Annotated in this window: 20 protein-coding genes; 10 read left to right on the top strand and 10 right to left on the bottom strand. The window is 60.0% G+C overall.

Annotated features, from left to right (window positions below; translation table 11 throughout):
* Positions 1-7 precede the first annotated feature (7 nt).
* The 4 genes from M5B97_RS12490 to M5B97_RS12505 all read right to left on the bottom strand — a co-directional run bounded on the left by M5B97_RS12490 (position 8) and on the right by M5B97_RS12505 (position 4836).
* Complete coding sequence (locus M5B97_RS12490) at positions 8-961, bottom strand: hypothetical protein (protein WP_248731611.1); 954 nt, start codon at positions 959-961, stop codon at positions 8-10.
* 20 nt (positions 962-981) lie between these two features.
* Positions 982-2697, bottom strand: a complete 1716-nt coding sequence (locus M5B97_RS12495) for a proline--tRNA ligase (RefSeq protein ID WP_248731612.1) — start codon at positions 2695-2697, stop codon at positions 982-984.
* 200 nt (positions 2698-2897) lie between these two features.
* Entirely contained in the window at positions 2898-4430 is a 1533-nt protein-coding gene (locus M5B97_RS12500; protein ID WP_123715782.1) for an AmpG family muropeptide MFS transporter, read from the bottom strand.
* Between the two features lie 43 nt (positions 4431-4473).
* A complete protein-coding gene (locus tag M5B97_RS12505; protein ID WP_134660150.1) occupies positions 4474-4836 on the bottom strand; it encodes an MGMT family protein in 363 nt (120 codons plus the stop codon).
* A gap of 145 nt (positions 4837-4981) precedes the next feature.
* Between M5B97_RS12505 and M5B97_RS12510 the strand changes: the two genes are divergently transcribed.
* The 5 genes from M5B97_RS12510 to groL all read left to right on the top strand — a co-directional run bounded on the left by M5B97_RS12510 (position 4982) and on the right by groL (position 9611).
* The gene (locus M5B97_RS12510; RefSeq protein WP_134660149.1) at positions 4982-5989 is read left to right on the top strand and encodes a DUF481 domain-containing protein; all 1008 of its coding nucleotides are present in this window, start codon (positions 4982-4984) and stop codon (positions 5987-5989) included.
* A 116-nt stretch (positions 5990-6105) separates the two neighbouring features.
* Positions 6106-6837, top strand: a complete 732-nt coding sequence (locus M5B97_RS12515) for a HugZ family protein (protein ID WP_134660148.1) — start codon at positions 6106-6108, stop codon at positions 6835-6837.
* 66 nt (positions 6838-6903) lie between these two features.
* Positions 6904-7380: an FxsA family protein gene (locus tag M5B97_RS12520; RefSeq protein WP_134660147.1), complete on the top strand. Its 477-nt coding sequence runs from the start codon at positions 6904-6906 to the stop codon at positions 7378-7380.
* Between the two features lie 247 nt (positions 7381-7627).
* Positions 7628-7924: a co-chaperone GroES gene (locus M5B97_RS12525; RefSeq protein WP_123715777.1), complete on the top strand. Its 297-nt coding sequence runs from the start codon at positions 7628-7630 to the stop codon at positions 7922-7924.
* Between the two features lie 40 nt (positions 7925-7964).
* Entirely contained in the window at positions 7965-9611 is a 1647-nt protein-coding gene (groL, locus tag M5B97_RS12530; protein ID WP_134660146.1) for a chaperonin GroEL, read from the top strand.
* Between the two features lie 75 nt (positions 9612-9686).
* Here the strand turns inward: groL and M5B97_RS12535 are convergent, their stop codons facing one another.
* The 3 genes from M5B97_RS12535 to M5B97_RS12545 all read right to left on the bottom strand — a co-directional run bounded on the left by M5B97_RS12535 (position 9687) and on the right by M5B97_RS12545 (position 13187).
* Complete coding sequence (locus tag M5B97_RS12535) at positions 9687-11114, bottom strand: glycosyl hydrolase family 8 (RefSeq protein ID WP_248731613.1); 1428 nt, start codon at positions 11112-11114, stop codon at positions 9687-9689.
* Positions 11115-11200: 86 nt separating this feature from the next.
* Positions 11201-12499 carry an ATP-binding protein gene (locus tag M5B97_RS12540; protein WP_248731614.1) on the bottom strand — a complete coding sequence of 433 codons (1299 nt, stop codon included), beginning with the start codon at positions 12497-12499 and terminating at the stop codon, positions 11201-11203.
* Complete coding sequence (locus M5B97_RS12545) at positions 12489-13187, bottom strand: response regulator transcription factor (protein ID WP_123715773.1); 699 nt, start codon at positions 13185-13187, stop codon at positions 12489-12491. Before M5B97_RS12545 ends, M5B97_RS12540 begins: the two co-directional genes overlap by 11 nt.
* A gap of 270 nt (positions 13188-13457) precedes the next feature.
* On the opposite strand from M5B97_RS12545, the gene colR reads away from it, so the two are divergent.
* From colR to M5B97_RS12570, 5 genes are all read left to right on the top strand, one after another.
* Entirely contained in the window at positions 13458-14141 is a 684-nt protein-coding gene (colR, locus tag M5B97_RS12550) for a two-component system response regulator ColR (protein ID WP_010565305.1), read from the top strand.
* Positions 14131-15411, top strand: coding sequence for a HAMP domain-containing sensor histidine kinase (locus M5B97_RS12555; RefSeq protein WP_123715772.1), 1281 nt, complete (start codon positions 14131-14133; stop codon positions 15409-15411). The genes colR and M5B97_RS12555 overlap by 11 nt, the downstream gene beginning before the upstream one ends.
* 190 nt (positions 15412-15601) lie before the next feature.
* Positions 15602-16282 carry a class I SAM-dependent methyltransferase gene (locus M5B97_RS12560; RefSeq protein WP_134660143.1) on the top strand — a complete coding sequence of 227 codons (681 nt, stop codon included), beginning with the start codon at positions 15602-15604 and terminating at the stop codon, positions 16280-16282.
* A gap of 4 nt (positions 16283-16286) precedes the next feature.
* Positions 16287-17006, top strand: a complete 720-nt coding sequence (locus M5B97_RS12565; RefSeq protein ID WP_248731615.1) for a lipopolysaccharide kinase InaA family protein — start codon at positions 16287-16289, stop codon at positions 17004-17006.
* Complete coding sequence (locus M5B97_RS12570; protein ID WP_248731616.1) at positions 17003-17230, top strand: hypothetical protein; 228 nt, start codon at positions 17003-17005, stop codon at positions 17228-17230. The genes M5B97_RS12565 and M5B97_RS12570 overlap by 4 nt, the downstream gene beginning before the upstream one ends.
* Before the next feature lie 66 nt (positions 17231-17296).
* Here the strand turns inward: M5B97_RS12570 and M5B97_RS12575 are convergent, their stop codons facing one another.
* Genes M5B97_RS12575 through M5B97_RS12585 form a run of 3 tightly spaced genes read right to left on the bottom strand, consistent with a single transcriptional unit; the run spans position 17297 to position 20919 of the window.
* Positions 17297-18394, bottom strand: coding sequence for a DUF1513 domain-containing protein (locus M5B97_RS12575; protein ID WP_248731643.1), 1098 nt, complete (start codon positions 18392-18394; stop codon positions 17297-17299).
* Between the two features lie 2 nt (positions 18395-18396).
* Positions 18397-19461: an imelysin family protein gene (locus M5B97_RS12580; protein WP_134660141.1), complete on the bottom strand. Its 1065-nt coding sequence runs from the start codon at positions 19459-19461 to the stop codon at positions 18397-18399.
* A 30-nt stretch (positions 19462-19491) separates the two neighbouring features.
* Positions 19492-20919, bottom strand: a complete 1428-nt coding sequence (locus M5B97_RS12585; RefSeq protein WP_248731617.1) for a di-heme oxidoredictase family protein — start codon at positions 20917-20919, stop codon at positions 19492-19494.
* Between the last annotated feature and the right edge of the window lie 14 nt (positions 20920-20933).

Here is a 20933-nt window from a genome sequence, read left to right on the forward strand (position 1 = left end):
TGAGGGCCTAACGAGCCTCAGGGTCCGCTACCAGGCGCCCTGCATCCTTGGTCAGTGCTTGCAGGAATTCCTGCTGCAACTCAGGATCATTGCGGGTCAGTTCGATCAGGCTTTGTTCCAGTTCGCTGGCTTCTTCTTCCAGACCCAGCTCTGACAGGCGCTTGACCCGGTGCACCCACTGGTTGACTTCGTCGTCTTCCAGATCGTCGTAAATCAGGCCATGGGCTTCGAGTAACTTGCTGCGCAACGTGCTGCTGATAGCCAGGGTCGAGTCTGAATGCACGTCATCCTGGCCATCTTCCACGCTGATTTTCAGGGTGCTGATCCGGTTCAAATCCTGCTCGGCGAACGGACTGTCCAACAGGTTCAGGCGCAATACGCCATTACGGTCAGTGGTCAGTTCATGGGTTTGCTTGCCGGCGGTGACCTGTACCGGGCGTTCGCTCCAGGGCAGGCTTGAATACTCCAGGCGCTTGTCGCGCTGGACTTCATCGATACCCGCCAGGTTCTGTTGCGCACGGCCATGGGACTGCACGTTCATGAACGGGTTGATGCCGTCCACGCCGTAACTCAGCCAGTCGCGTGTCATGCTGGTGGGCAGATTGCCGAGGGCGAAAATATTCGCCACGTTGGCTCCCGCACCCGCCACCAGGGCCACGGCGCCCAGGGGCATCTCGTAGACTTTGCGCCAGGGTTGGTAGGGGGTATAGCGATCATAACGGCGGGTCACTTCGAATTCGGTGACCTCGAAGGTCTTTTGCTCGTGAATCCGAACCCGGCGTTGCGGCAGTTCCAGCACTTTGGGCTCGCCTACATCGATCTGCAGGCTGTGGTCGAGCAACTTGCGCTCGATCCGCTCCTCGTGCTCACTGCGTTGCGACATCTGGTTAGCGCAGCCGCTGACAAGCAGGGCGCCGCACAAGGCGGCGCCCCCCAGGGCTCTGGTGTTTCGCTTGAACATGACTTCTCTTGATCTGGTTTTCAGCGACGAATACGCGCCTGAAGGAAAGACAACACGTCAGCCACCGGTAATGGCTGGGCTTCGGCTTCGGTCCGGCTTTTGTATTCCAGATTGCCATCAGCCAGGCCGCGATCACTGACCACGATCCGGTGCGGGATGCCAATCAGCTCCATGTCGGCGAACTTGATGCCCGGGCTGGTCTTCTTGTCCCGGTCATCCAGCAGCACTTCAAAACCCGCCGCCGTCAGTTCGGCGTACAGCTTGTCGGTGGCTTCGCGTACTTGCTCTGTTTCGTAACGCAGCGGTACCAGGGCTACCTGGAACGGTGCGAGGGCGTCACTCCAGATGATGCCTTTCTCATCGTTGTTCTGCTCGATGGCAGCCGCTACCACGCGGGACACGCCAATGCCGTAGCAGCCCATTTCCAGGGTAATCGGCTTGCCGTTCTCACCCAGCACTTCGCACTTCATCGCCTTGCTGTACTTGTTGCCCAACTGGAAGATGTGCCCGACTTCGATGCCGCGCTTGATTTCCAGGGTGCCCTTGCCGTCCGGGCTTGGGTCGCCGGCGACCACGTTGCGCAGGTCGGCCGCCGTCGGAACCGGCAGGTCACGTTCCCAGTTCACGCCAAAGTAGTGCTTGTCGTCGATGTTCGCGCCAATAGCGAAGTCGCTCATCAGCTCGACCGAGCGGTCGATGATGATCGGCAGCGACAGGTTCAGCGGGCCGAGGGAGCCGGCGCCGGCGCCAATGGCGTCGCGCAGTTCGGCATCGGTGGCCATGACCAGTGGGCTGGCCACGCCAGGTTGCTGGGCGGCCTTGATTTCGTTGAGTTCGTGGTCACCACGGATCACCAGCGCAATCAGCTTGCCTTCTTCTTCGGCGCGCACGATCAGGGTCTTGATGGTCTTTTCAATCGGCAGATTGAATTTCTCCACCAGAGCCGCGATGGTCTTGGTGTCAGGGGTGTCCACCAGGCGCAGCTCTTCAGACGGGGCTGGGCGGGACGTTTCCCGTGGCACGGCTTCGGCTTTTTCGATGTTCGCCGCGTAGTCGGAGCCGTTGCTGAACACGATGTCGTCTTCACCGGACTCGGCCAGCACATGAAACTCGTGGGAACCGGCGCCGCCGATGGAACCGTTGTCGGCTTCAACCGGGCGGAATTTCAGGCCCAGGCGCGTGAACACGTTGCAATAGGCCGTGTGCATGCGGTCATAGGTGGCCTGCAGGGACGCCTGGTCAGCGTGGAACGAATAGGCGTCCTTCATGATGAATTCGCGGCCACGCATCAAACCGAAGCGTGGGCGGATTTCGTCGCGGAATTTGGTCTGGATCTGATACAGGTTCAGCGGCAGCTGTTTATAGCTGCTCAGCTCGTTGCGCATCAGGTCGGTGATCACTTCTTCGTGGGTCGGGCCGGCGCAGAAGTCGCGACCATGCCGATCCTTGAAGCGCAGCAACTCAGGGCCGTACTCTTCCCAGCGCCCGGATTCCTGCCACAGCTCAGCCGGTTGGGTGCTCGGCATCAACACTTCCAGAGAGCCGGCGGCGTTCATTTCTTCACGAACGATGGCTTCGACCTTGCGCATCACCTTCAAGCCCATGGGCAGCCAGGTGTACAGGCCGGAGGCCAGTTTGCGGATCATGCCGGCGCGCAGCATCAGCTGATGGCTGATCACAACCGCGTCGGAAGGCGTTTCTTTCTGTGTGGCGAGCAAATATTGACTGGTACGCATGGTAGGCCGTTGTCGGTTGCTTGGACTTGAAATGACTTGGGATTGTACGGGCGTGAGCCGCCGCCGTACAGGTATCAGAATAAAGGGCTATCTGTAACGAGGGAGCTTGCTCCCGTTCGACTGCGCGCAGCAGTCGAACGCTTTTTTTGAGGGCGCTGCGCACTCCTGCGGGAGCAAGCGCCCTCGCCACAGAGTGCTTGTCATTCTTCTGCAGGAGGACTCAAGCGCGCCCGCCGACTTTCCTGAAACCAGTGCAGCGCAATCAGGAACAACGTCGGCACGCCCAGCAGGCAGGTGATGATAAAGAAGTTGTGATAACCGAACTTCTCCACCATCACGCCGGAGTACCCGCCAATCAGGCGTGGGAGCAACAGCATGATGGAACTGAGCAGCGCATATTGGGTGGCGGAGAACTTGAGGTTGGTCAGGCTCGACAGATAGGCGACAAACGCCGAGGTGGCCAGGCCCGAGCTGAAGTTATCCAGGGAGATGGTGAAGATCAGCATCTGCAGGTCCGGGCCCATGTCCGTGAGCATCACGAACAGCAGGTTGGTTGCGGCCGAGGCCGCGCCGCCGATGAACAGGATCGGCAGGATACCGAAACGCACGATCAGCAGGCCGCCCATGCCGGCGCCGAGCAGTGTCATGATCAGGCCGAAGATCTTGCTGACCCCGGCGATCTGGTCCTTGGTAAAGCCCTGGTCGATATAGAAGACGTTGGCCATCACGCCCATCACGGTGTCGGACATGCGATAGGTCGCAATCAGGCCAAGCAGCAGCAATGCCTGCCAGCGGTAGCGCAGGATAAAGTCGTTGATCGGCGTCAGCACCGGCGCCAGGCCGCGGCGGCCCATGGCCGACAGGCACAGGGTGGTGAGGATGATGTACAGAATGGCGCGCAGGAACGCGCGGTCTTCCATTAACAGCTCCCACAACGTGACGCCGTGGAACAGCACGCTGGCGAAATCGGTGTTGTACAACTGGGTGAACATCGCCGGGACCGACACCAGCAGCACGATCAAGACGAACACCGAGACCAGTTGGTGCATGAAACTGTAGCGGCCGGCCTGCAGTTGGGTACGCAGTGGTACGTCGGGTTCACGCATGAGCAAAGTGGTCAGGAGCGCCGGGATCATCAGCACGCCGAACATGACATAGGTGCCGGTCCAGGCCGAGTGCTTATAGTTGAAGCCGGTAGAGCCGAAACCTTCGGCAAAGAACAGCGCGCCGGCCGTGGCCAAGAGGGCTGCAATGCGGTACCCGGACATATAACTGGCGGCCAGGGCGGCCTGGCGGCTGTCGTCGGCGATTTCCAGGCGGTAGGCGTCTACGGCGATGTCCTGGGTGGCCGAGGCGAAGGCCACGATCACCGCGATAGCGATCAGCCAGGACAAGTGTTTTTGCGGATCGCAGAACCCCATGCCGATCAATCCGAGGATCACCAGCGACTGGGCAAGCACCAGCCACGAGCGGCGGCGCCCCAGTTTTCCGAGGAGCGGCAGGCGCCATTGGTCGAGCAGCGGCGACCAGACCCATTTAAAGGCGTAGGCCAGGCCGATCAGGCTCGCATAACCGATGGTCTCGCGGGCCACACCGGCCTCACGCAGCCATACGGAAAGCGTCGAGAACACCAACATGTAAGGCAAGCCGGCGGCGAAGCCGAGCAACAACAGCACTAACGTCGAAGGGCTGGCATAGGCGGCGAGCGCGGCGCGCCAGGTTTTACGGGGCATGGGCTGGAGTCTGCCTCAGATTTGCGGAAACAAAGCGCGCACTCTAACCGCTGTGCTCTACCGGGCGCCAGCCATGACGCTGAATATCAACGCGATTGTTCAGGATAGTGACACCTTCGCTGCGTAAACGTGCACGTTGTTCGTCGCCTGAGGCGCTGCCTACCGGCAGACTTATCCGACCGCCGGCACCCAGCACACGGTGCCAGGGCAGTCGCGTGTCTTCGGGCAGTTGGCTGAGGGTGCGCCCCACCCAGCGCGCTGCCCGACCCAGGCCGGCCAGGTGCGCCAACTCGCCGTAACTCACTACACAGCCTTCCGGGACTTGCGCCAGCGTCAGGTACAGCGCGGTGCGGCGCATATCGGCGGGACTTTGTGGCGTGTCGGCAGGTGGATTCACTGTGGGCATATCCGCTGAGATCTTCGTTTATTTGTAAGAAACGTCTGTAAGCATGGCGATGAGAATTGAACTCAATATAAATCCTTGAGTCAGTCGTAGCTATCTAACACGATAGCGCCCTCTTTTCCGCCAACCTCGAGCCTCGAATCTGCTTATGTTGTCCAGAACTCTGCTGTGCCTTGCTGTTCTCAGCGCCTCTACACCTGTGCTCGCCGACACCGTGTGGTTGAAGAACGGCGACCGCCTGACCGGCAAGATCAAAGTCTTTGATGGCGGCAAGCTGCTGATCCAGACAGACTACGCGGGCTCGATTCCGGTGGACTGGAAGCAGGTGAAAACCCTGGAGAGCGACCAGGAATTGCTCGTCAAGCAGGACGCCTACACCGGCGAGAAGGCCAAGTCGCTGAAAGCAGCGGATGAAGGAAAGGTGGTCCTGGCCAACGGCGAAGCGCCCAAGACCGTGGACCTGGCAAGTATCCAGCAGATCATCAAGCCCAAGCCGGTCATCGAAGACCTGGTATGGAAGGGCAATGTCGACCTGGCGCTGGACTACAAGCGTGCCGACAAAGACACCAACGACTACGACATCGATTTCAAAACCACGGCCCGTCACGGCCAGTGGCGTCATACCGGGAAGGGTGAGTACAACCGCGAGTTCCAGGACGACGTCACTACCACCGACAACTGGGCCTTGGAATATGACCTGGACCGCTTCATCACCGAGCATTGGTTCTGGCAGGGTCGCCTGACCTATAAGCGCGACAAGGTGGAAGACCTGTCGCGGCAACGCACCGTGGGTACCGGCCCCGGCTACCAGTTCTGGGATGATGAACTGGGCGCATTCTCCCTCGGTTCCCTGGTTAACCGCACCGATTACGAATATGCCGACGGCGGCAAGGACAACTTCTACTCCCTGGCCATGAAGTGGAACTACAACCGCTATCTGGTGGGCAAGACCGTTGAGTTCTTCACCAGCGGTGAACTGGGCAAACCGCTGGCCGGGCCAGCTGAATACTCACTGGATGCACAAATGGGCCTGCGCTACAAAGTCACCGAGTGGGCGTCGCTCAACCTCAAGGCCGAGCGCGACATTATCAGTGGCGACACGGAAAGCAGCTTGAGCAAGACGCGCTACACCGCAGGGTTCGGTGTGGCCTGGTAAAAAAACGCGGCAAAACCTGCCGGCGAGGCTCTGGCAACCTGCGCGTATATTGATTACCTTGTGTTGAGATCCATTCCCATATGCCATGGGCGGTCGAACACCCGAGGAGTCATACGTTGAGCGCGCACGTTGCCAAGAACGCCCGAGAGCTGTTGCTCAAGGAATACCGTGGGGCTCTCTCCACACTGTCCAAAGCCATGCCTGGCTTCCCCTTCGGTTCGGTCGTGCCTTATTGCCTGGATGAGCAGGGCCGTCCGCTGATCCTGATCAGCCGCATTGCCCAGCACACCCATAACCTGCAGAAAGACCCTAAATGCTCGCTGCTGGTGGGTGAGCGCGAAGCCGATGACGTGCAGGCGGTCGGGCGCCTGACCTACCTGGCCGAAGCCGAGAAGCTGGACGATCAAGTGGCGATCGATGCGGCGGCCGAACGTTACTACCGCTACTTCCCCGACTCGGCCAACTACCACAAGGCTCATGATTTTGATTTTTGGGTACTCAAGCCTGTGCGCCACCGTTATATCGGTGGGTTTGGCGCGATTCACTGGGTCGACCAGTTGACTCTGGCCAACCCGTTCGCCGGCAAGGCTGAGCGCAGCATGATCGAGCACATGAACAGCGATCACACCAAAGCCATTGCGCATTATGTCGACCTGGCCGGTTTGCCGACCTCCGAGCCTGCGCAATTGGTCGGTATCGACAGTGAAGGCATGCACCTGCGGATCGGCCAGTCGTTGCATTGGCTGCCTTTCGCCGAGTCTTGTAATACTCCGACACAAGTGCGCGAGGCCTTGGTTTCATTGGCTCACGCCCAGGTCTGGCCGAAAAAAGCAGCGGCCAGCGCTTGAATTCACGAAACGGCGACGTCATCTAAGGTGGACTGGCAAGGCATTCTTGCGTTGAGGAACCATTTGATGCGCCCTTTTTTATTGCTCTTTCTGCTGTTCCCGGTGTTGGAGCTGTTCGTATTCGTTCAAGTCAGCAGCGCGATCGGGTTTTTCCCGGCGCTGTTGCTGATAATCGCCGGCTCGATGCTGGGCGTCCTGGTACTGCGCGTCGCCGGCCTGGCTACAGCCCTGCGTGCCCGTGAAAGCCTGAATCGCGGTGAGTTGCCGGCCCAGACCATGCTCGAAGGCCTGATGATGGCCCTGGCCGGTGGCCTGTTGATCCTGCCGGGCTTCATCAGCGATGTGGTCGGCCTGATCATGCTGCTGCCGGTCACGCGCAAATTACTGGCCGGCAAGATGCGCCAGCGCGCCGAAGAGGCAGCGATTCGCCAGCGTGCCTTCGCCGATGACCTGCAGCCCCGCGGCGGTCCGGCTCCGCGCCAGCCCCTGGGGCGTGAAGGGGATGTGATCGAAGGCGAGTTCGAACACCGCGACTCCAAATAACCGCTTTATTGGCACGGCACCTTCGGGTGCCGTGTTGCTTTTAGCCGGCCGTAGACACAAAAAATTTCATTCGCGGGCCCTTGAAATAGGCATATGCGCCCTTATGTAAGGGTCACCGCAAGGTTTCTGGTGGTGACACCAGTCAGACTTCCGCGTCTTGCCTGGCGAGGCGCGACCGGCACAGCCGGAATACAAACCCGCCGGTACTGAAACCGGCCGATGAAAATACAATTAGGAGAGATCGACAATGAGCAAGCTTCGTCCTCTGCACGACCGCGTCGTCATCCGTCGCAGCGAAGAAGAAAAGAAAACCGCTGGCGGTATCGTTCTGCCAGGTTCGGCTGCTGAAAAAGCCAACCACGGCGAAGTGATTGCTGTGGGTTCCGGCAAAGTGCTGGACAACGGCGAAGTACGTGCGCTGGCTGTGAAAGTGGGTGACAAGGTTGTATTTGGCCCTTACTCCGGCAGCAACACTGTGAAAGTCGATGGCGAAGACCTCCTGGTAATGAGCGAGAACGAAATCCTCGCTGTTATCGAAGGCTGATTCCCGCTCATCTTCCCCAAGAATTTAAGGAATATCGATCATGGCTGCTAAAGAAGTTAAATTCGGCGATTCCGCCCGTAAAAAAATGCTGGTTGGCGTCAACGTCCTGGCTGATGCGGTAAAAGCGACCCTCGGCCCGAAAGGCCGTAACGTGATCATCGAGAAGAGCTTCGGCGCTCCGACCATCACCAAGGACGGCGTTTCCGTCGCCAAAGAAATCGAACTGGAAGACCGTTTCGAAAACATGGGCGCGCAGCTGGTCAAAGACGTTGCCTCCCGTGCCAACGATGACGCAGGCGACGGCACCACCACCGCTACCGTTCTGGCCCAGGCGATCGTCAACGAAGGCTACAAGGCCGTTGCTGCCGGCATGAACCCGATGGACCTCAAGCGCGGCATCGACAAGGCAACCATCGCCATCGTTGCCGAGCTGAAAAACCTGTCCAAGCCATGCGCCGACACCAAGGCTATCGCTCAGGTAGGCACCATCTCCGCCAACTCCGATAGCTCCATCGGCGACATCATTGCCGAAGCCATGGAAAAAGTCGGTAAAGAAGGCGTGATCACCGTTGAAGAAGGCACTGGCCTGGAAAACGAACTGTCGGTTGTAGAAGGCATGCAGTTCGACCGTGGCTACCTGTCCCCGTACTTCGTCAACAAGCCGGAAACCATGGTTGCCGAGCTGGACAGCCCGCTGATCCTGCTGGTCGACAAGAAAATCTCCAACATCCGCGAAATGCTGCCAGTACTGGAAGCCGTTGCCAAAGCCGGCCGCCCACTGCTGATCGTTTCCGAAGACGTTGAAGGCGAAGCCCTGGCGACGCTGGTTGTGAACAACATGCGTGGCATCGTTAAAGTCGCAGCCGTCAAGGCTCCAGGCTTCGGCGACCGTCGCAAGGCCATGCTGCAGGACATCGCTGTTCTGACCGGCGGTACCGTTATCTCCGAAGAGATCGGCCTGAGCCTGGAAAGCGCCACCTTGGAAAACCTGGGTAGCGCCAAGCGCGTGACCATCTCCAAGGAAAACACCATCATCGTTGACGGTGCTGGCGTAGAGCAGGACATCCAGGCTCGCATCACTCAGATCCGTGCCCAGGTTGCCGAGACTTCGTCCGACTACGACCGTGAAAAACTGCAAGAGCGTCTGGCCAAGCTGTCCGGCGGCGTTGCAGTGATCAAGGTTGGCGCTGGCTCCGAAGTTGAAATGAAAGAGAAGAAAGCCCGCGTTGAAGACGCCCTGCACGCAACCCGCGCAGCCGTTGAAGAAGGCGTGGTACCTGGCGGTGGCGTAGCGCTGATCCGTGCTCTGGAAGCCCTGACCAACCTGACCGGCGACAACGCTGATCAGAACGTCGGTATCGCTGTACTGCGTCGCGCTGTTGAAGCGCCGCTGCGTCAGATCGCTGCCAACTCGGGTGACGAGCCAAGCGTTGTGGTCAACCAGGTCAAGAACGGTAAAGGTAACTACGGTTACAACGCCGCGACTGGCGTCTATGGCGACATGATCGAAATGGGCATCCTGGATCCAACCAAGGTGACTCGTTCCGCGCTGCAAGCAGCATCCTCCATCGGCGGTCTGGTCCTGACCACTGAAGCGGCCATTGCTGACAAGCCGAAACCAGAAGGTGCAGCTGGCGGCGGTATGCCAGACATGGGCGGCATGGGTGGCATGGGCGGCATGATGTAAGCCAGCCTTACCCGGCACCTGAAAAACCCCGCCTGCAGTGATGCAGGCGGGGTTTTTTTATGGCGTGGTCCTGACTCAGCCCATTGCGCGGCGCCTCAGCAGTTTTCTGAACGTGAACCCCCGTGCCAGGGTCAGTTGGGCGCGCGGCAGGAGTGCCATGGGGTGCGGTAAAGCTTCGTCGAGTGGCTGATGAACAGGCAGGTGCGCGGTTCTTTCATGGGACGCAGGCCTGGGCCGTTCCCAGTGGCCGGACATGACCACTATACCCAGCAGCTTGAGTGTATTGGCGTAGTAGTCATGGTTCTTGAGCGGGCGGTGTTGCAGGTTGTCCCAGATGTTATTGAGCCATGGCTGGTTGCCGGGGCTGATCATGGCGCTGACCCCCAGCGCGGAAATAAACGCCGGATCATCCTGGTCCTCGTCGAACGCGCTGCCATCGATTCGGTAGCCGTTGTTGAACGCACTTGGCTGATCGCCCGTGGTTATGCGCGCCCAGTGGTTGAATGAGGTCAAGGTGTCCAGCGCGCGCGCGTCGCCGTACATCAAGTAATCCAGGCCCACACGCCAGGGGTAACGGGCCGCATTCCAGGCGTAATCACCGTCATGGCTGCCCTCCAGCAAGTCTGCGCGGGCGGGCGTGATCGACGTGTCGAGGTGGCTGATGAAGTCTGGCAGCAGGGCGCTGCCCGCGCTGTAGCGCTCAGTGAAGGTGTTGATGATCGAGTAGGTTTTGTCACGAACGGCCAGCCAACGTTTATCACCCGTCATCGCAAAAAAGCTGTTGAGGTGCGACTGCATGAAGTCCGAGCTGCGGGTGGCATATTCAAGCTCGGAATCGCCGTCGGTGCCGGCCCAGTCACCGAGCAGCAGATGATGGGTTCGCGGATGTACTTCATGGTGCATGATCGCTGCCAGCACTTGATTGGCTTGGCTGCGGTAGTCAATCGCACCTTGGCTGCCCCAAGCCTGGTCGGCCAGCAGCAGGGCGTAGGCGATATCCAGGTCCCCGTCGGTGGCGCTGGCGTTGCCCCGAAATCGGCCAGTGGAATTGCCGCAGCCTTCGACCTGATTCCAGGCCATCAAGCCGGGGTCGGATTTGGCTGGGTGATCTTTGAAATAGAGCACCATGCCGTCAAAGATCTTCTGCGCGTCCGGGTCCTGCTCGGCCATCATCACACTGAGCAACATGCCATAGCCGTGGGCTTCGGATACGGTGATGGTGTGCGGGGCCGTACCGCCGCCCACCGGCTTGCCGTCGGCATTGACTTTGATGAAATAGCGAGCGTTGCCGCATTCGGCGGACAGGTAAAGGGCTTTCCATTCCTTGTAAAACCGCGTCAGTTGCTGGTCCATGACCGCTTGGGACAGGTGGTTGGGTTTGATCGAACCGGGGTAGTAGGGTGCCGCTTGGCTAAAGGCCCAGGCACCGCTGGCCAGCAGTGAGCTGGCGGCTATGCACAATGACCCTATCAGTCTTGGCAAATGCTGTTTCGAGGGACGCATGAACGGGCTCTCCAACCTGCAATTCAGGCGGCGAGATTACGGGCAGTGCGAACGGTTCGCTGTCACAGGCTGTAACACGCGGCGGGTTATAGAGGACGCAACGGCAGGATCAGGCTCAGGCGTGCGCCGCCCAACGGGCTGCGGGCCACCGATAGTTCGCCGCGGTGCCACTGGGTCGCGCGCCTGGCCAGTGCCAGGCCAAGGCCGAAGCCACCGGGTTCGTCACCGCCCATGGCCAGCCGCACAAAGGGCTCGAAGATTTTTTCGCGGTTTTCTGCCACTACGCCAGGACCGTCATCGTCGACATGCAGGACCAGATGATGTTGGCCATGATAAGCCGCGCTGACACACACTTGGTCACGAGCATAAGTGATGGCATTACTCAGCAGGTTGCGCACGATCAGGTGCAGCAGGGCGCGGTCGCCGATCAACTCCAGATCCGTTGGGTCGGTCTCCAGGCTCAGCCGGCGATGGTGACCATCCAGCAAGGCAAACTCCTGGTGCAGCCATTCGCGGATGCGGATGGGCTCGTGTTGCAGGTCCGACGGCGCGCCGGCCATTCGCGCGAAGGCCAGGCTTGCACGCACCAAGGCTTCCAGCTCTTCGACGTCGGTCAGCAAGCGTTCCTGAAGGCGCGTGCGCGTGACCGGGTCTTCACTTTTGCCCATCAGGGTCAAGGCAAAGCGCATGCGCGCCAGTGGCGTGCGCAGTTCATGGGAGACGGCCTGGGACACTTCCCGATGGCGTTCGCCCATGGCGGTAATGTCCTGGGCATGTTGCTGCAGCGTCTGCAGCAACGGCGTCCATTCCTTGCCCATGGCCGGCAACATCGCATTGGGTGTGCGCGCCAGGGCGCCGATGCACGTATCGAGTGCTTCAAGGTCGTTAAGGCGCCGGCTGCGCGCGCGCAGGCCAAGCCAGAGCAGTAGCAGCACCGGCAGGCCGGCCACACACGCGGTGATCCAGTAAACGGGAAATTGCAGCAGGTCCTTGACCTCCGCGGTTCCCCACATCGGGCCGAACTGGATCAGCGTGTCGCCGTCGAGCGGGAAATAGGTGATGTCTTCGTCACTGTTCTGCGCCGGTTGTTGGTGCCTGAGCATGATCAGCGCTTCGGGCGGCAGCTCGATATCGTCGATGTTCACCAGGTGGACCGGGTACTGGAAGCGAGCGCGCAGCGTTTCCATACGCGCTTCGCGCTGGTCGGCGGGCAGGGTTTTGAGCTGCTCGGCCACCAGGTAGCCAGGGCCGGCCATCAAGCGCAGAAAGCTGTACTCACCGACAAATACCGACGCGTTGGCACATTGCCACAGTAGATAAAGCGTCAAAGCGGCCCAACTGATGCCCGCCGCGACGGCTGCCCATGGCCGTACGTTAGATAGCATGGAGGGCGTCCTGAGGGATCTCGACGAACAGGTAGCCCTGGGCCGTGATGGTTTGGATGGTCACGGGGCACTTCAGGCTCATGAGTTTCTTGCGCAGGCGTGATACACGCATATCAATGGAGCGATTGACGCCGTCGTACTCCAGGCCTCGCAGGCTCTGAAGCAATTTTTCGCGGGTCAGCAGCACGCCGCAGTGGCGGGCAAAAATGGCCAGTAATTCGAACTCGGCGACCGAGAACTGCAAGAGCGTTTCATCGAGCCAGGCGAAATGGGCATGCAGGTCCAATCGAAACGCACCCCACTGATAAACCGAACGCGGTGCTTGTGGGTGGCGTCGCAGCAACGAGCGAACCCTGGCCAGCAATAGCAGTGGGTCGACGGGCTTGACTACGTAGTCGTCCGCTCCGACGTCGAAACCGGTCAGTTGCTCGGCATTTTCATCCAGTGCCGTCATCATCAGGATCAGCCCCGGGTAGCGGTCACGGATCTGTCGGCACAGGGTGAAACCGTCGATACCCGGCAACATCACATCCAGGATCAACAGGGCCGGTCGTTCGTCGAGAATGCGCTGCGCTGCGCGATCGCCACGGTGCTCCACCGCAACGGTAAAGCCTTCGGCGCGCAGGAACTCGGCGGTCAGCGCGGCCAGTGGACGGTCGTCTTCAATCAGCAGAAGGGTGTCGGACATTAAAAAGAGGCCGTCGCCGGAGCAAGGCCGCAAGTGTTACGCCCTTGCCTGGGCGGAGGCAAGGGCGGAACGCACACTCGACCTCTATTGGGCGATGATCTTGCGCGTGGCGATGTGGTCCGTGTGTGAGCCAATAGTGAAAAACTCGTCAAGGCATGAGATTGGTTGAAAACATTAATCGATAAGCCCGACAGGTCTATCCCTGAGCCCCTCTAGGCCTTAAGCTGCGCGAGCCAGCACGGCTGGTACGACAGTACGGAGACACTGCCCATGCGAATTTTATTGGTTGAAGACAACCGCGATATTCTGGCCAACCTGGCGGACTACCTGGGGCTCAAGGGCTATACCGTTGACTGCGCGCAGGACGGTTTGTCCGGCCTGCACCTGGCGGCGACCGAACATTACGATTTGATTGTGCTCGACATCATGCTGCCAGGCATTGATGGCTACACCTTGTGCAAACGCCTGCGCGAAGATGCGCGCCGTGACACACCGGTGATCATGCTCACTGCCCGCGATCAGCTGGATGACCGGCTGCAGGGCTTCAAGTCCGGCGCCGACGATTACCTGCTCAAGCCGTTTGCCTTGTCCGAATTGGCTGCGCGCATTGAAGCGGTGCTGCGTCGTGCCCAGGGTGGTGGCCGCCGCGCCCTGCAGGTGGGCGACTTGCACTATGACCTGGATACCCTGGAAGTCACCCGCGAAGGGCGCCTGCTCAAGCTCAACCCGGTGGGCCTGAAACTGTTGGCGGTGCTGATGCAGAAAAGCCCGCACGTGCTGCGCCGGGAAATTCTCGAAGAAGCCCTATGGGGCGATGACTGCCCGGACAGCGACAGCCTGCGCAGCCACGTTCACCAATTGCGCCAGGTGATCGACAAACCTTTCGCCAAGCCATTGCTGCAAACGGTGCACGGTGTGGGTTATCGCCTGGCCGAGGGCCGTGATGGAGTTTAAGCAAAGCCTTGCCCAGCGGATCATCATCGCCTTTGCCTTGATGAGCGCATTGGTGGCGGGGGCTTTCGCCATGGGCATTGTTGCGACTGTGCACCTGGTGGAAGAGAAATTGATCTCGGCGGGCCTGGGTGGCGACCTGCAACGGTTGCTATTGATGGACAGTGTCGAAGACTGGAGCCATCGGCCGGAACCGGATCAGCTGTTCTATTTCAGCGGTGGGCGCGGCGATTTCGAACTGCCCAAGGATTTGCGACACCTGGACCCGGGCTTTCATGAGGTGTTCCGTGAGTCGCTGTCGTACCACGCCATGGTCGAAGTGGTCGACGGTCGGCGTTATGTGCTGCTGCAAGACCAGAGCGACTTTGAAGAGCGTGAGCGCGTGTTGTTTGCTGTGGTGCTGGTGGGCTTCGTGCTCAGCCTGGCGCTGGCGGTGTTCCTCGGTTGGGTCCTGGCGCGCAAGGTGATGGCTCCGGTGGTACGTCTGGCCCGCCAGGTACGTCATCGCGACCAATTGCTTGGCCTGGCGCCGCCATTGGCGCCGGATTACGCGGCTGATGAGGTGGGTGAACTGGCCGTGGCGTTCGACGCCACACTCGGCCGCTTGCGTCAGGCACTGTCCCGTGAGCAATTGTTTACCAGCGACGTGAGCCATGAATTGCGTACACCCTTGATGGTGTTGGCCAGTTCCTGCGAACTGTTGCTGGAGAACCCGGCTATTGATCAACGAGGCCGTGCCCAGGTCCAGCGCATCGCCCGCGCCAGCGAGGAAATGCGCGAACTGGTGCAAACCTTCCTGATGCTGGCCCGCGCCAAACACGATGATGCCGCCATGTCACCGCAGGTCACTCTCACCCAGGTGGCCGAAGACTTGCTCGGTATCTGGCGCGAGCCTATCGAGCAAAAAGGTCTTGAGTTGATTTACCTTCCGGGCAATCCCTTGCCTACCCGCTATAACACCACGTTCCTGCACGCGGTGATGGGCAACTTGTTGCGCAACGCTCTGCATTACACCGAGCAAGGGTTTATCCGCCTCACCTTGGAGCCGAGCGGTTTTATCGTCGAAGACTCCGGCGTGGGCATTCCGGAAGACAAGCGTGAGGCGATGTTCGAGCCTTTCGTGCGGGGCAGCGAGAAGCGCGGCGAGGGCCTGGGATTAGGTTTGTCGCTGGTGCAACGTATCTGCGAGAGCCAAGGCTGGAGCGTCAGCCTGAGCACCATGGAGCCCAACGGCTGCCGCTTTCACGTGGAGTTGAGTCAGGTCAAACCTTGACTCGCCATCCTGCCGCTAGGCTGCTGCAGTTTCCGTGCTTTTCGGCGAACATGGCCCCATGCCATCGTTTGTGTCTGTAAAGTCTTGAAATGTATGGGGTTGGACAGGACAAGTTTTTCACAACCAGTTGACCTGTCGCTCACAGTTTGCTGCTTAAGGTTGTAGGCATCAGCAACTGGAGATGTTTTAGATGCCTTCCCCGATCAAGCTCGAATTTTCCGAAAAGTACGACGACCAACACGCGCAGAAATATTTGCTCAAGCATCAGGACAATCTGGCTCGCCGGTTGTCCCACAAACGCGACGAGCAGTTGGCGCGTGCTGCGCTGGCAATGGCTGGTGAGCCTGGGCTGGTACTGGACCTGCCTTGCGGTGCCGGGCGTTTCTGGCCATTGCTGGCCGAAAAACCCAACCGTGTGATTATCGGCGCTGATAATTCGGCGTCGATGTTGAAGGTCGCCACAGTCGCCCAATCGGCGGATGTGGTGAAACGGGTACGTCCTTTGCAGACATCCGCCTTTGATATCGATTTGCCGGACAATGCGGTCGACAGTATTTTTTGCATGCGCTTGATGCACCATATTGGTGATCCGGAGCACAGGCTGGCGATACTGCGGGAGTTTCAGCGTGTAACGCGCGACAGTGTGATCCTCTCGCTGTGGGTCGATGGCAATTTTAAAGCCTGGAAACGCAAGCGCACCGAGGCACGGCGTCGCGAAAGAAGTGAGCAGGAAGGTTACCAAAATCGGTTTGTGTTACCGGCTGCTACTGTCGAGGCAGAATTTGAGCAGGCCGGTTTCCGTGTTCAGGAATCCCTGGACTTCATGCCGCTCTACGCCATGTGGCGTGTGTATGTATTGCGTAAGAGGTGAGAGGATGGCAGTTGAGTGCGTAGCAGGTAGTCATGTAGCTCCCGAGGAGCGGTTTGATTATTTCTGGCGCCAGAAGGGGGAGTGGGTCGAGGAACCCAATCGTCGACGTGGCGGTGAAAGTGGTGTGCAGCGCATCATCGGCACCAACGGACGGTTGCTCTACAGCAAGCGTCAGACCGGGCATATCTACCGCAGTTGGCTCCACCCGTTCGGACGCCCGACCGTGCTACGTGAACGTGATGCCCTCAAGGGCCTGCGTTTGCTTGATGTACGTGTACCGGAACTGGTGTTTTGCGAAGCGCGTCGTGATCCGGAGCACCAATGGAAAGCACTGTTGGTGACTGCGGCGCTGGACGGTTTCGACGAGATTGAAAACTGGTATGCCGCCGGCGGCCGTGAACAGTACGGCGAGCTTGTTCATGAGCGTCTGCTCAAGGAACTGGCCGGCACCCTGGCGCGTATGCACAAGGGGCGTTGGCAGCATGGTTGCCTGTATATCAAGCACATCTTTGTGCGGGTAACGGGCGAGGGTGACGCGGCCAATGTGGAAGTCGCGCTGCTGGATTTTGAAAAGTGCCGCCAGCGTTTTACCGCTTATCAGGCCGCTTCCCACGACATGCTGCAACTGCGTCGCCATTCGTCGTGGAACGATACCGACTGGAAAAAACTCAGCTACTTTTATGAGGCGGCGTTTGGCAGCGCTATCAAGGGTTTAACCAGATGAAGCTAGAAATAGCACGAGGTTTGTTTCTGGTCGGTGCGTTGGGTATTGCAGCCCTGGCCCTGGCTGCGTGGGAGCAACCTCGCATACAAGTGCTCAGTGCGGTGGCAGGTAACGGGCAATGCCTGTTACCGCGTGTCGCCAAGGCGAGCGTAAAGGCAAGGCCCGATAATGATCTGCTGTTGTTCATGTTCGGGATGTCTCAAGGGATGAGGCCGCAAAGTTGAGAAGAACGTTGAAACGATTCAACCCCCGAAACAGGGCCTTGCGATGCGAGGCCCTTTTTTTTGCCTTTAAATCAGATGCAAGTGGTTATCCCAAAGCCCCGCCGGTAATTCCAACGGTGTGGCAACCAAAGGTGTCTGACGGCAATCGTAGAACCGGCAGCGCCCCTGGCCGGAGGTGACGACAAAGCCATCCGTTACCGCACCGACGCCGGCACAGTCGGGTAAAGGCCCATCCAGGCGTAGCTCACCGCTATCGATGTCCCATATGAAAAAGCGATTGCCCCGTGGCGCGGTCAGCGCCACCAGGCGCAGTTCGCTGTGCACCGCGACGCTGGCGGTATAGTGACCCATCGCCAGCAATTGTTCGTCGGCCACCGGGAACGCCACGAACGGTTGCCCTGGCCGCTTGATCGCCAGCAGTTCCGAGCGTTCATGGGACGGCCCCATGAATTGCTGCCCGGTGAGGACAGTACCGTCTTGGGCGATGCCCATATGGCGCACGCTGTTCATCTGCTGGCTGAGGGTTTCCTTGCTGATCAGGGTGCCATCGCGGTGCATCAGCACCAGGCTCGGTTCCATGGCGTCGAGGTTCATCTCCACGCGGCTTTCGGCTTCGGTGCGAATACCGCCGTTGGCCACTACCAGGGTTTCGCCGTCGGGCATCCACGACACCTGGTGCGGGCCGATGCCGTGGGTGGAAATCTCACCCCTGTGCACCAGCCGCTCGCCCTCGAACTTATACACACCGAGCAAACCGCGCCCCGGGTCGGACGTGTCGTTCTCGGTGGCATAGAGCCAGTCGCCGCTGTGGTGAATGACCGCGTGACCATAGAAGTGGCGATTGGCGTTCGAGGTGACGGTTTGCAGCAGCGTGCCATCACGCAAATCGATCAGGTAATTCTCGGTACCCGGACGACGGGCGACGAACAGTGCAATCGGCAGCGTCGGGTGGTGGATGATGTCATGGCAGCGCTGGCCGACCTGGGTAGCAAATACCTGCTTGCCGTCCAGGCGAAAACCTACCGCGTAGTGCTTGCCGTCGGCGTCATCGCGCGCCGAGAGCAACAGTGGGCTTTTGTCCTTTTGCTTGAATAGCGTCCAGCCACCCAACGTGAGTGCACTGAGCAGCATGCTGCCAACCGCCAAAGCCTGTCGCCTGAGCATCATCAGTCACCGTCGTTGGCGTTGAAGCCCAGTTGGATGCCCAGTGCCTTGGCCAGCTCACCTTCGTGCAGGCGGTGGACCACGTTGAGGCTGTCATAAAGGTCGTTGAGCTGCTGGCGCCCGGCGTCGTCGGCCAGCAGTTCATTGAGGGTGCGCTGGTTGCTGGCGAACAGTTTCAGGGCGGCGGCATAGGCGGCGTCGATCTTGTCGGCCAGCGGCTTTTGATCCGACGGCAACAGGCTGCGCAGTCCCTTGTTCTCCACACCCGCCCATACGGTCTGTGCGGCGGCGAGGCTGGCTTCCAGGCTTTGCAGGGACGCCTGGCTGCGCCATGCGTCAGCCTGGAACGGTTGCGGGATACCCTTGGCCTGGCGGCCCATCGGCGTACCGAGTTTTTTCTTCAGGGTGTCCAGCGCGGTTACCTGCGCACGCAGCAGGTCGGCGATGGCTTCGTGGGAATCGGCGTAGCGCTGGTTGGGAAACTTGGTCATCTGCGCGAGCATCCCGTCGGTGTTGTTCCAACTGGCGAGGATCTCTTCAGCGAGGGTTTTCTGGCGTTCGCCGATGGCCACCAGCAACGGGCAGTAGCGAGCCTTCTGCGCTTCATCGGCGACGTCGGTCTTGGCGTCGTAGAGGATGTATTCGTAAGCCGACAGGCCCTGTACCACGACGCTGGACTTGGCCAGGGCAGCGGCGTCGATCTGCGGGTGGTCGCTGACCAGTTGCTCGACCTGGCGGCCCACCAGGTTTTTCTTGTCCGGCCAGAACTGCACCTGCCACGAACGGTTGCCCTCGGCCAACGGGCCGATCAGCAGCGGTTGCAGCTCGGCCCAGGCTTTTTGTGCGTGGAGGAAGTCGGCGCGCGCGGTGTCCAGGCTTTCCTTGCCCTGGCAATAGGCGAGGGCGCTGACGGCCAACTGGCGGTCGGCTTCGACCCAGCGGCTGTAGGTCGGCAGAATGACCTGCTTGGCGATGGCCGCCGAGGTCACCGCTTGTGGGTCCTGGGGCGAACAGGCACCGAGGGCTAACGCGGCCAGGCTGGTGAACAACAACTTGGGACGGAACATATAGAGCTCCCTTCTGTATTGGGGCGAAGCTTATAAAGAATTCAGGAACGCCAGCAACGCGGCGCGCTGCTCGGCATTGAAGGACAGCACATGCTGCTGCGCCGCCTGTGCTTCACCGCCGTGCCATAGCACGGCTTCGAGCAGGTTGCGGGCGCGACCATCATGTAAAAACTGGGTGTGGTCACTCACGGTTTGCGTCAGGCCGATACCCCACAACGGCGGTGTGCGCCAGTCACGGCCACCGGCCTTGAACTCGCTGCGGTGGTCGGCCAGACCTTCGCCCATGTCGTGCAGCAACAGGTCGCTATAAGGACGAATCGTCTGGTTGGCCAGTTCGGGTTCGGAGGCAGAAGCGGCCGTGGTGAACGTCGGTTTATGGCAACCCTGGCAACCGGCCTGGTAGAACAGGTTTTTGCCGGCCAGCACCTGTGGCGTGTTGACGTCACTGCGTGCGGGAACCGCGAGGTTGCGCGTGTAGAACAGCACCAGGCGCAGGATGTTGTCGCTGACTTCCGGCTCGCCATCGGGGCCATTGCCGTTGGGGGCCTGTTTGCAGGCAATTTGGGCATCCGTGCAATCATCAAAGGGTCTCAGGGACGTGGTAAGGCCCATGTCACCAGAAAACGCGTGAACATTTTGTTGGTTGAGGTTGGGCTGCCCGGCCTTCCAACCGAAACGCCCGAGGACGGTCTTGTGTTGGGCGTCATCCCACACCCAATTGGCGCGGCCGACGAGGGCCTCTTTGTCGGCCGTTTTTGTGTCGGTATTGCGCAGGATGTCGGCATCGCTGATCGCTTCGAGCAGGCCCAGGCCAATCATCGGCGGTGCGATTCGCGCTGAAAAGAGTGTATCTGGATGCATCGGTCCGTAGCCGAGCTGGGTGATTTGCAGGTTCGGCTTGCGCAACTCAACCACCGTGCCGTCCTTGAAGCTGACGTTGACCGGTGTGTAGTCCACCCGCACTTTGCCTTCAGGGGTTACGCCCGGCACGGCCATGTCTTGCAATTGCCCGCCGTAGATGGGCTCGGGCACCACACCAAGCTGCTCGATAAGCCTGGCATCCGGCGGCGCGGCCGGAATCGACAGGCGCACCAGCATCGACACCGCATTCGGCGCGTCGGGTAATGGTGGGTGTCCGCGGCCGTCCTTGATATGGCAATTCTGGCAGGCGTTGGTGTTGAACAGCGGCCCCAGGCCATCACGGGCGGTGGTGGTGGACGGTGCGATCACCCAGGGGCTGCGAAAGAAGCTGTTGCCGACGCTGAAATCCAGGCGACGGCTCGGCGCCAGGTTGGCTGAGGGCAGGGAAAACGCGTTCTGGTCGCGCTTGTTCACCGTCGTCGCGCCGCCGGCCCGCGATTCCCCCGGCTCTGCCTGGGTAAACCTGGATGGGGCATCGCAGGCGGTCAGGCTCAAGGCCATCAACGCTGCAGACAGGCGAAAAAGCGAACGGAACATCGAGTTTCCTGAAC

This window comes from Pseudomonas sp. MWU13-2517 (assembly GCF_023242545.1).
Lineage (GTDB): Bacteria > Pseudomonadota > Gammaproteobacteria > Pseudomonadales > Pseudomonadaceae > Aquipseudomonas.

What these genes read in the sequence shown, in the direction of transcription:
- M5B97_RS12490 (WP_248731611.1), bottom strand. Translation starts at nt 961, where the DNA reads ATGTTCAAGCGAAACACCAGAGCCCTGGGGGGCGCCGCCTTGTGCGGC.
- M5B97_RS12495 (WP_248731612.1), bottom strand. Translation starts at nt 2,697, where the DNA reads ATGCGTACCAGTCAATATTTGCTCGCCACACAGAAAGAAACGCCTTCC.
- M5B97_RS12500 (WP_123715782.1), bottom strand. Translation starts at nt 4,430, where the DNA reads ATGCCCCGTAAAACCTGGCGCGCCGCGCTCGCCGCCTATGCCAGCCCT.
- M5B97_RS12505 (WP_134660150.1), bottom strand. Translation starts at nt 4,836, where the DNA reads ATGCCCACAGTGAATCCACCTGCCGACACGCCACAAAGTCCCGCCGAT.
- M5B97_RS12510 (WP_134660149.1), top strand. Translation starts at nt 4,982, where the DNA reads ATGTTGTCCAGAACTCTGCTGTGCCTTGCTGTTCTCAGCGCCTCTACA.
- M5B97_RS12520 (WP_134660147.1), top strand. Translation starts at nt 6,904, where the DNA reads ATGCGCCCTTTTTTATTGCTCTTTCTGCTGTTCCCGGTGTTGGAGCTG.
- M5B97_RS12525 (WP_123715777.1), top strand. Translation starts at nt 7,628, where the DNA reads ATGAGCAAGCTTCGTCCTCTGCACGACCGCGTCGTCATCCGTCGCAGC.
- groL (WP_134660146.1), top strand. Translation starts at nt 7,965, where the DNA reads ATGGCTGCTAAAGAAGTTAAATTCGGCGATTCCGCCCGTAAAAAAATG.
- M5B97_RS12535 (WP_248731613.1), bottom strand. Translation starts at nt 11,114, where the DNA reads ATGCGTCCCTCGAAACAGCATTTGCCAAGACTGATAGGGTCATTGTGC.
- M5B97_RS12540 (WP_248731614.1), bottom strand. Translation starts at nt 12,499, where the DNA reads ATGCTATCTAACGTACGGCCATGGGCAGCCGTCGCGGCGGGCATCAGT.
- M5B97_RS12545 (WP_123715773.1), bottom strand. Translation starts at nt 13,187, where the DNA reads ATGTCCGACACCCTTCTGCTGATTGAAGACGACCGTCCACTGGCCGCG.
- colR (WP_010565305.1), top strand. Translation starts at nt 13,458, where the DNA reads ATGCGAATTTTATTGGTTGAAGACAACCGCGATATTCTGGCCAACCTG.
- M5B97_RS12555 (WP_123715772.1), top strand. Translation starts at nt 14,131, where the DNA reads ATGGAGTTTAAGCAAAGCCTTGCCCAGCGGATCATCATCGCCTTTGCC.
- M5B97_RS12560 (WP_134660143.1), top strand. Translation starts at nt 15,602, where the DNA reads ATGCCTTCCCCGATCAAGCTCGAATTTTCCGAAAAGTACGACGACCAA.
- M5B97_RS12565 (WP_248731615.1), top strand. Translation starts at nt 16,287, where the DNA reads ATGGCAGTTGAGTGCGTAGCAGGTAGTCATGTAGCTCCCGAGGAGCGG.
- M5B97_RS12570 (WP_248731616.1), top strand. Translation starts at nt 17,003, where the DNA reads ATGAAGCTAGAAATAGCACGAGGTTTGTTTCTGGTCGGTGCGTTGGGT.
- M5B97_RS12575 (WP_248731643.1), bottom strand. Translation starts at nt 18,394, where the DNA reads ATGCTCAGGCGACAGGCTTTGGCGGTTGGCAGCATGCTGCTCAGTGCA.
- M5B97_RS12580 (WP_134660141.1), bottom strand. Translation starts at nt 19,461, where the DNA reads ATGTTCCGTCCCAAGTTGTTGTTCACCAGCCTGGCCGCGTTAGCCCTC.
- M5B97_RS12585 (WP_248731617.1), bottom strand. Translation starts at nt 20,919, where the DNA reads ATGTTCCGTTCGCTTTTTCGCCTGTCTGCAGCGTTGATGGCCTTGAGC.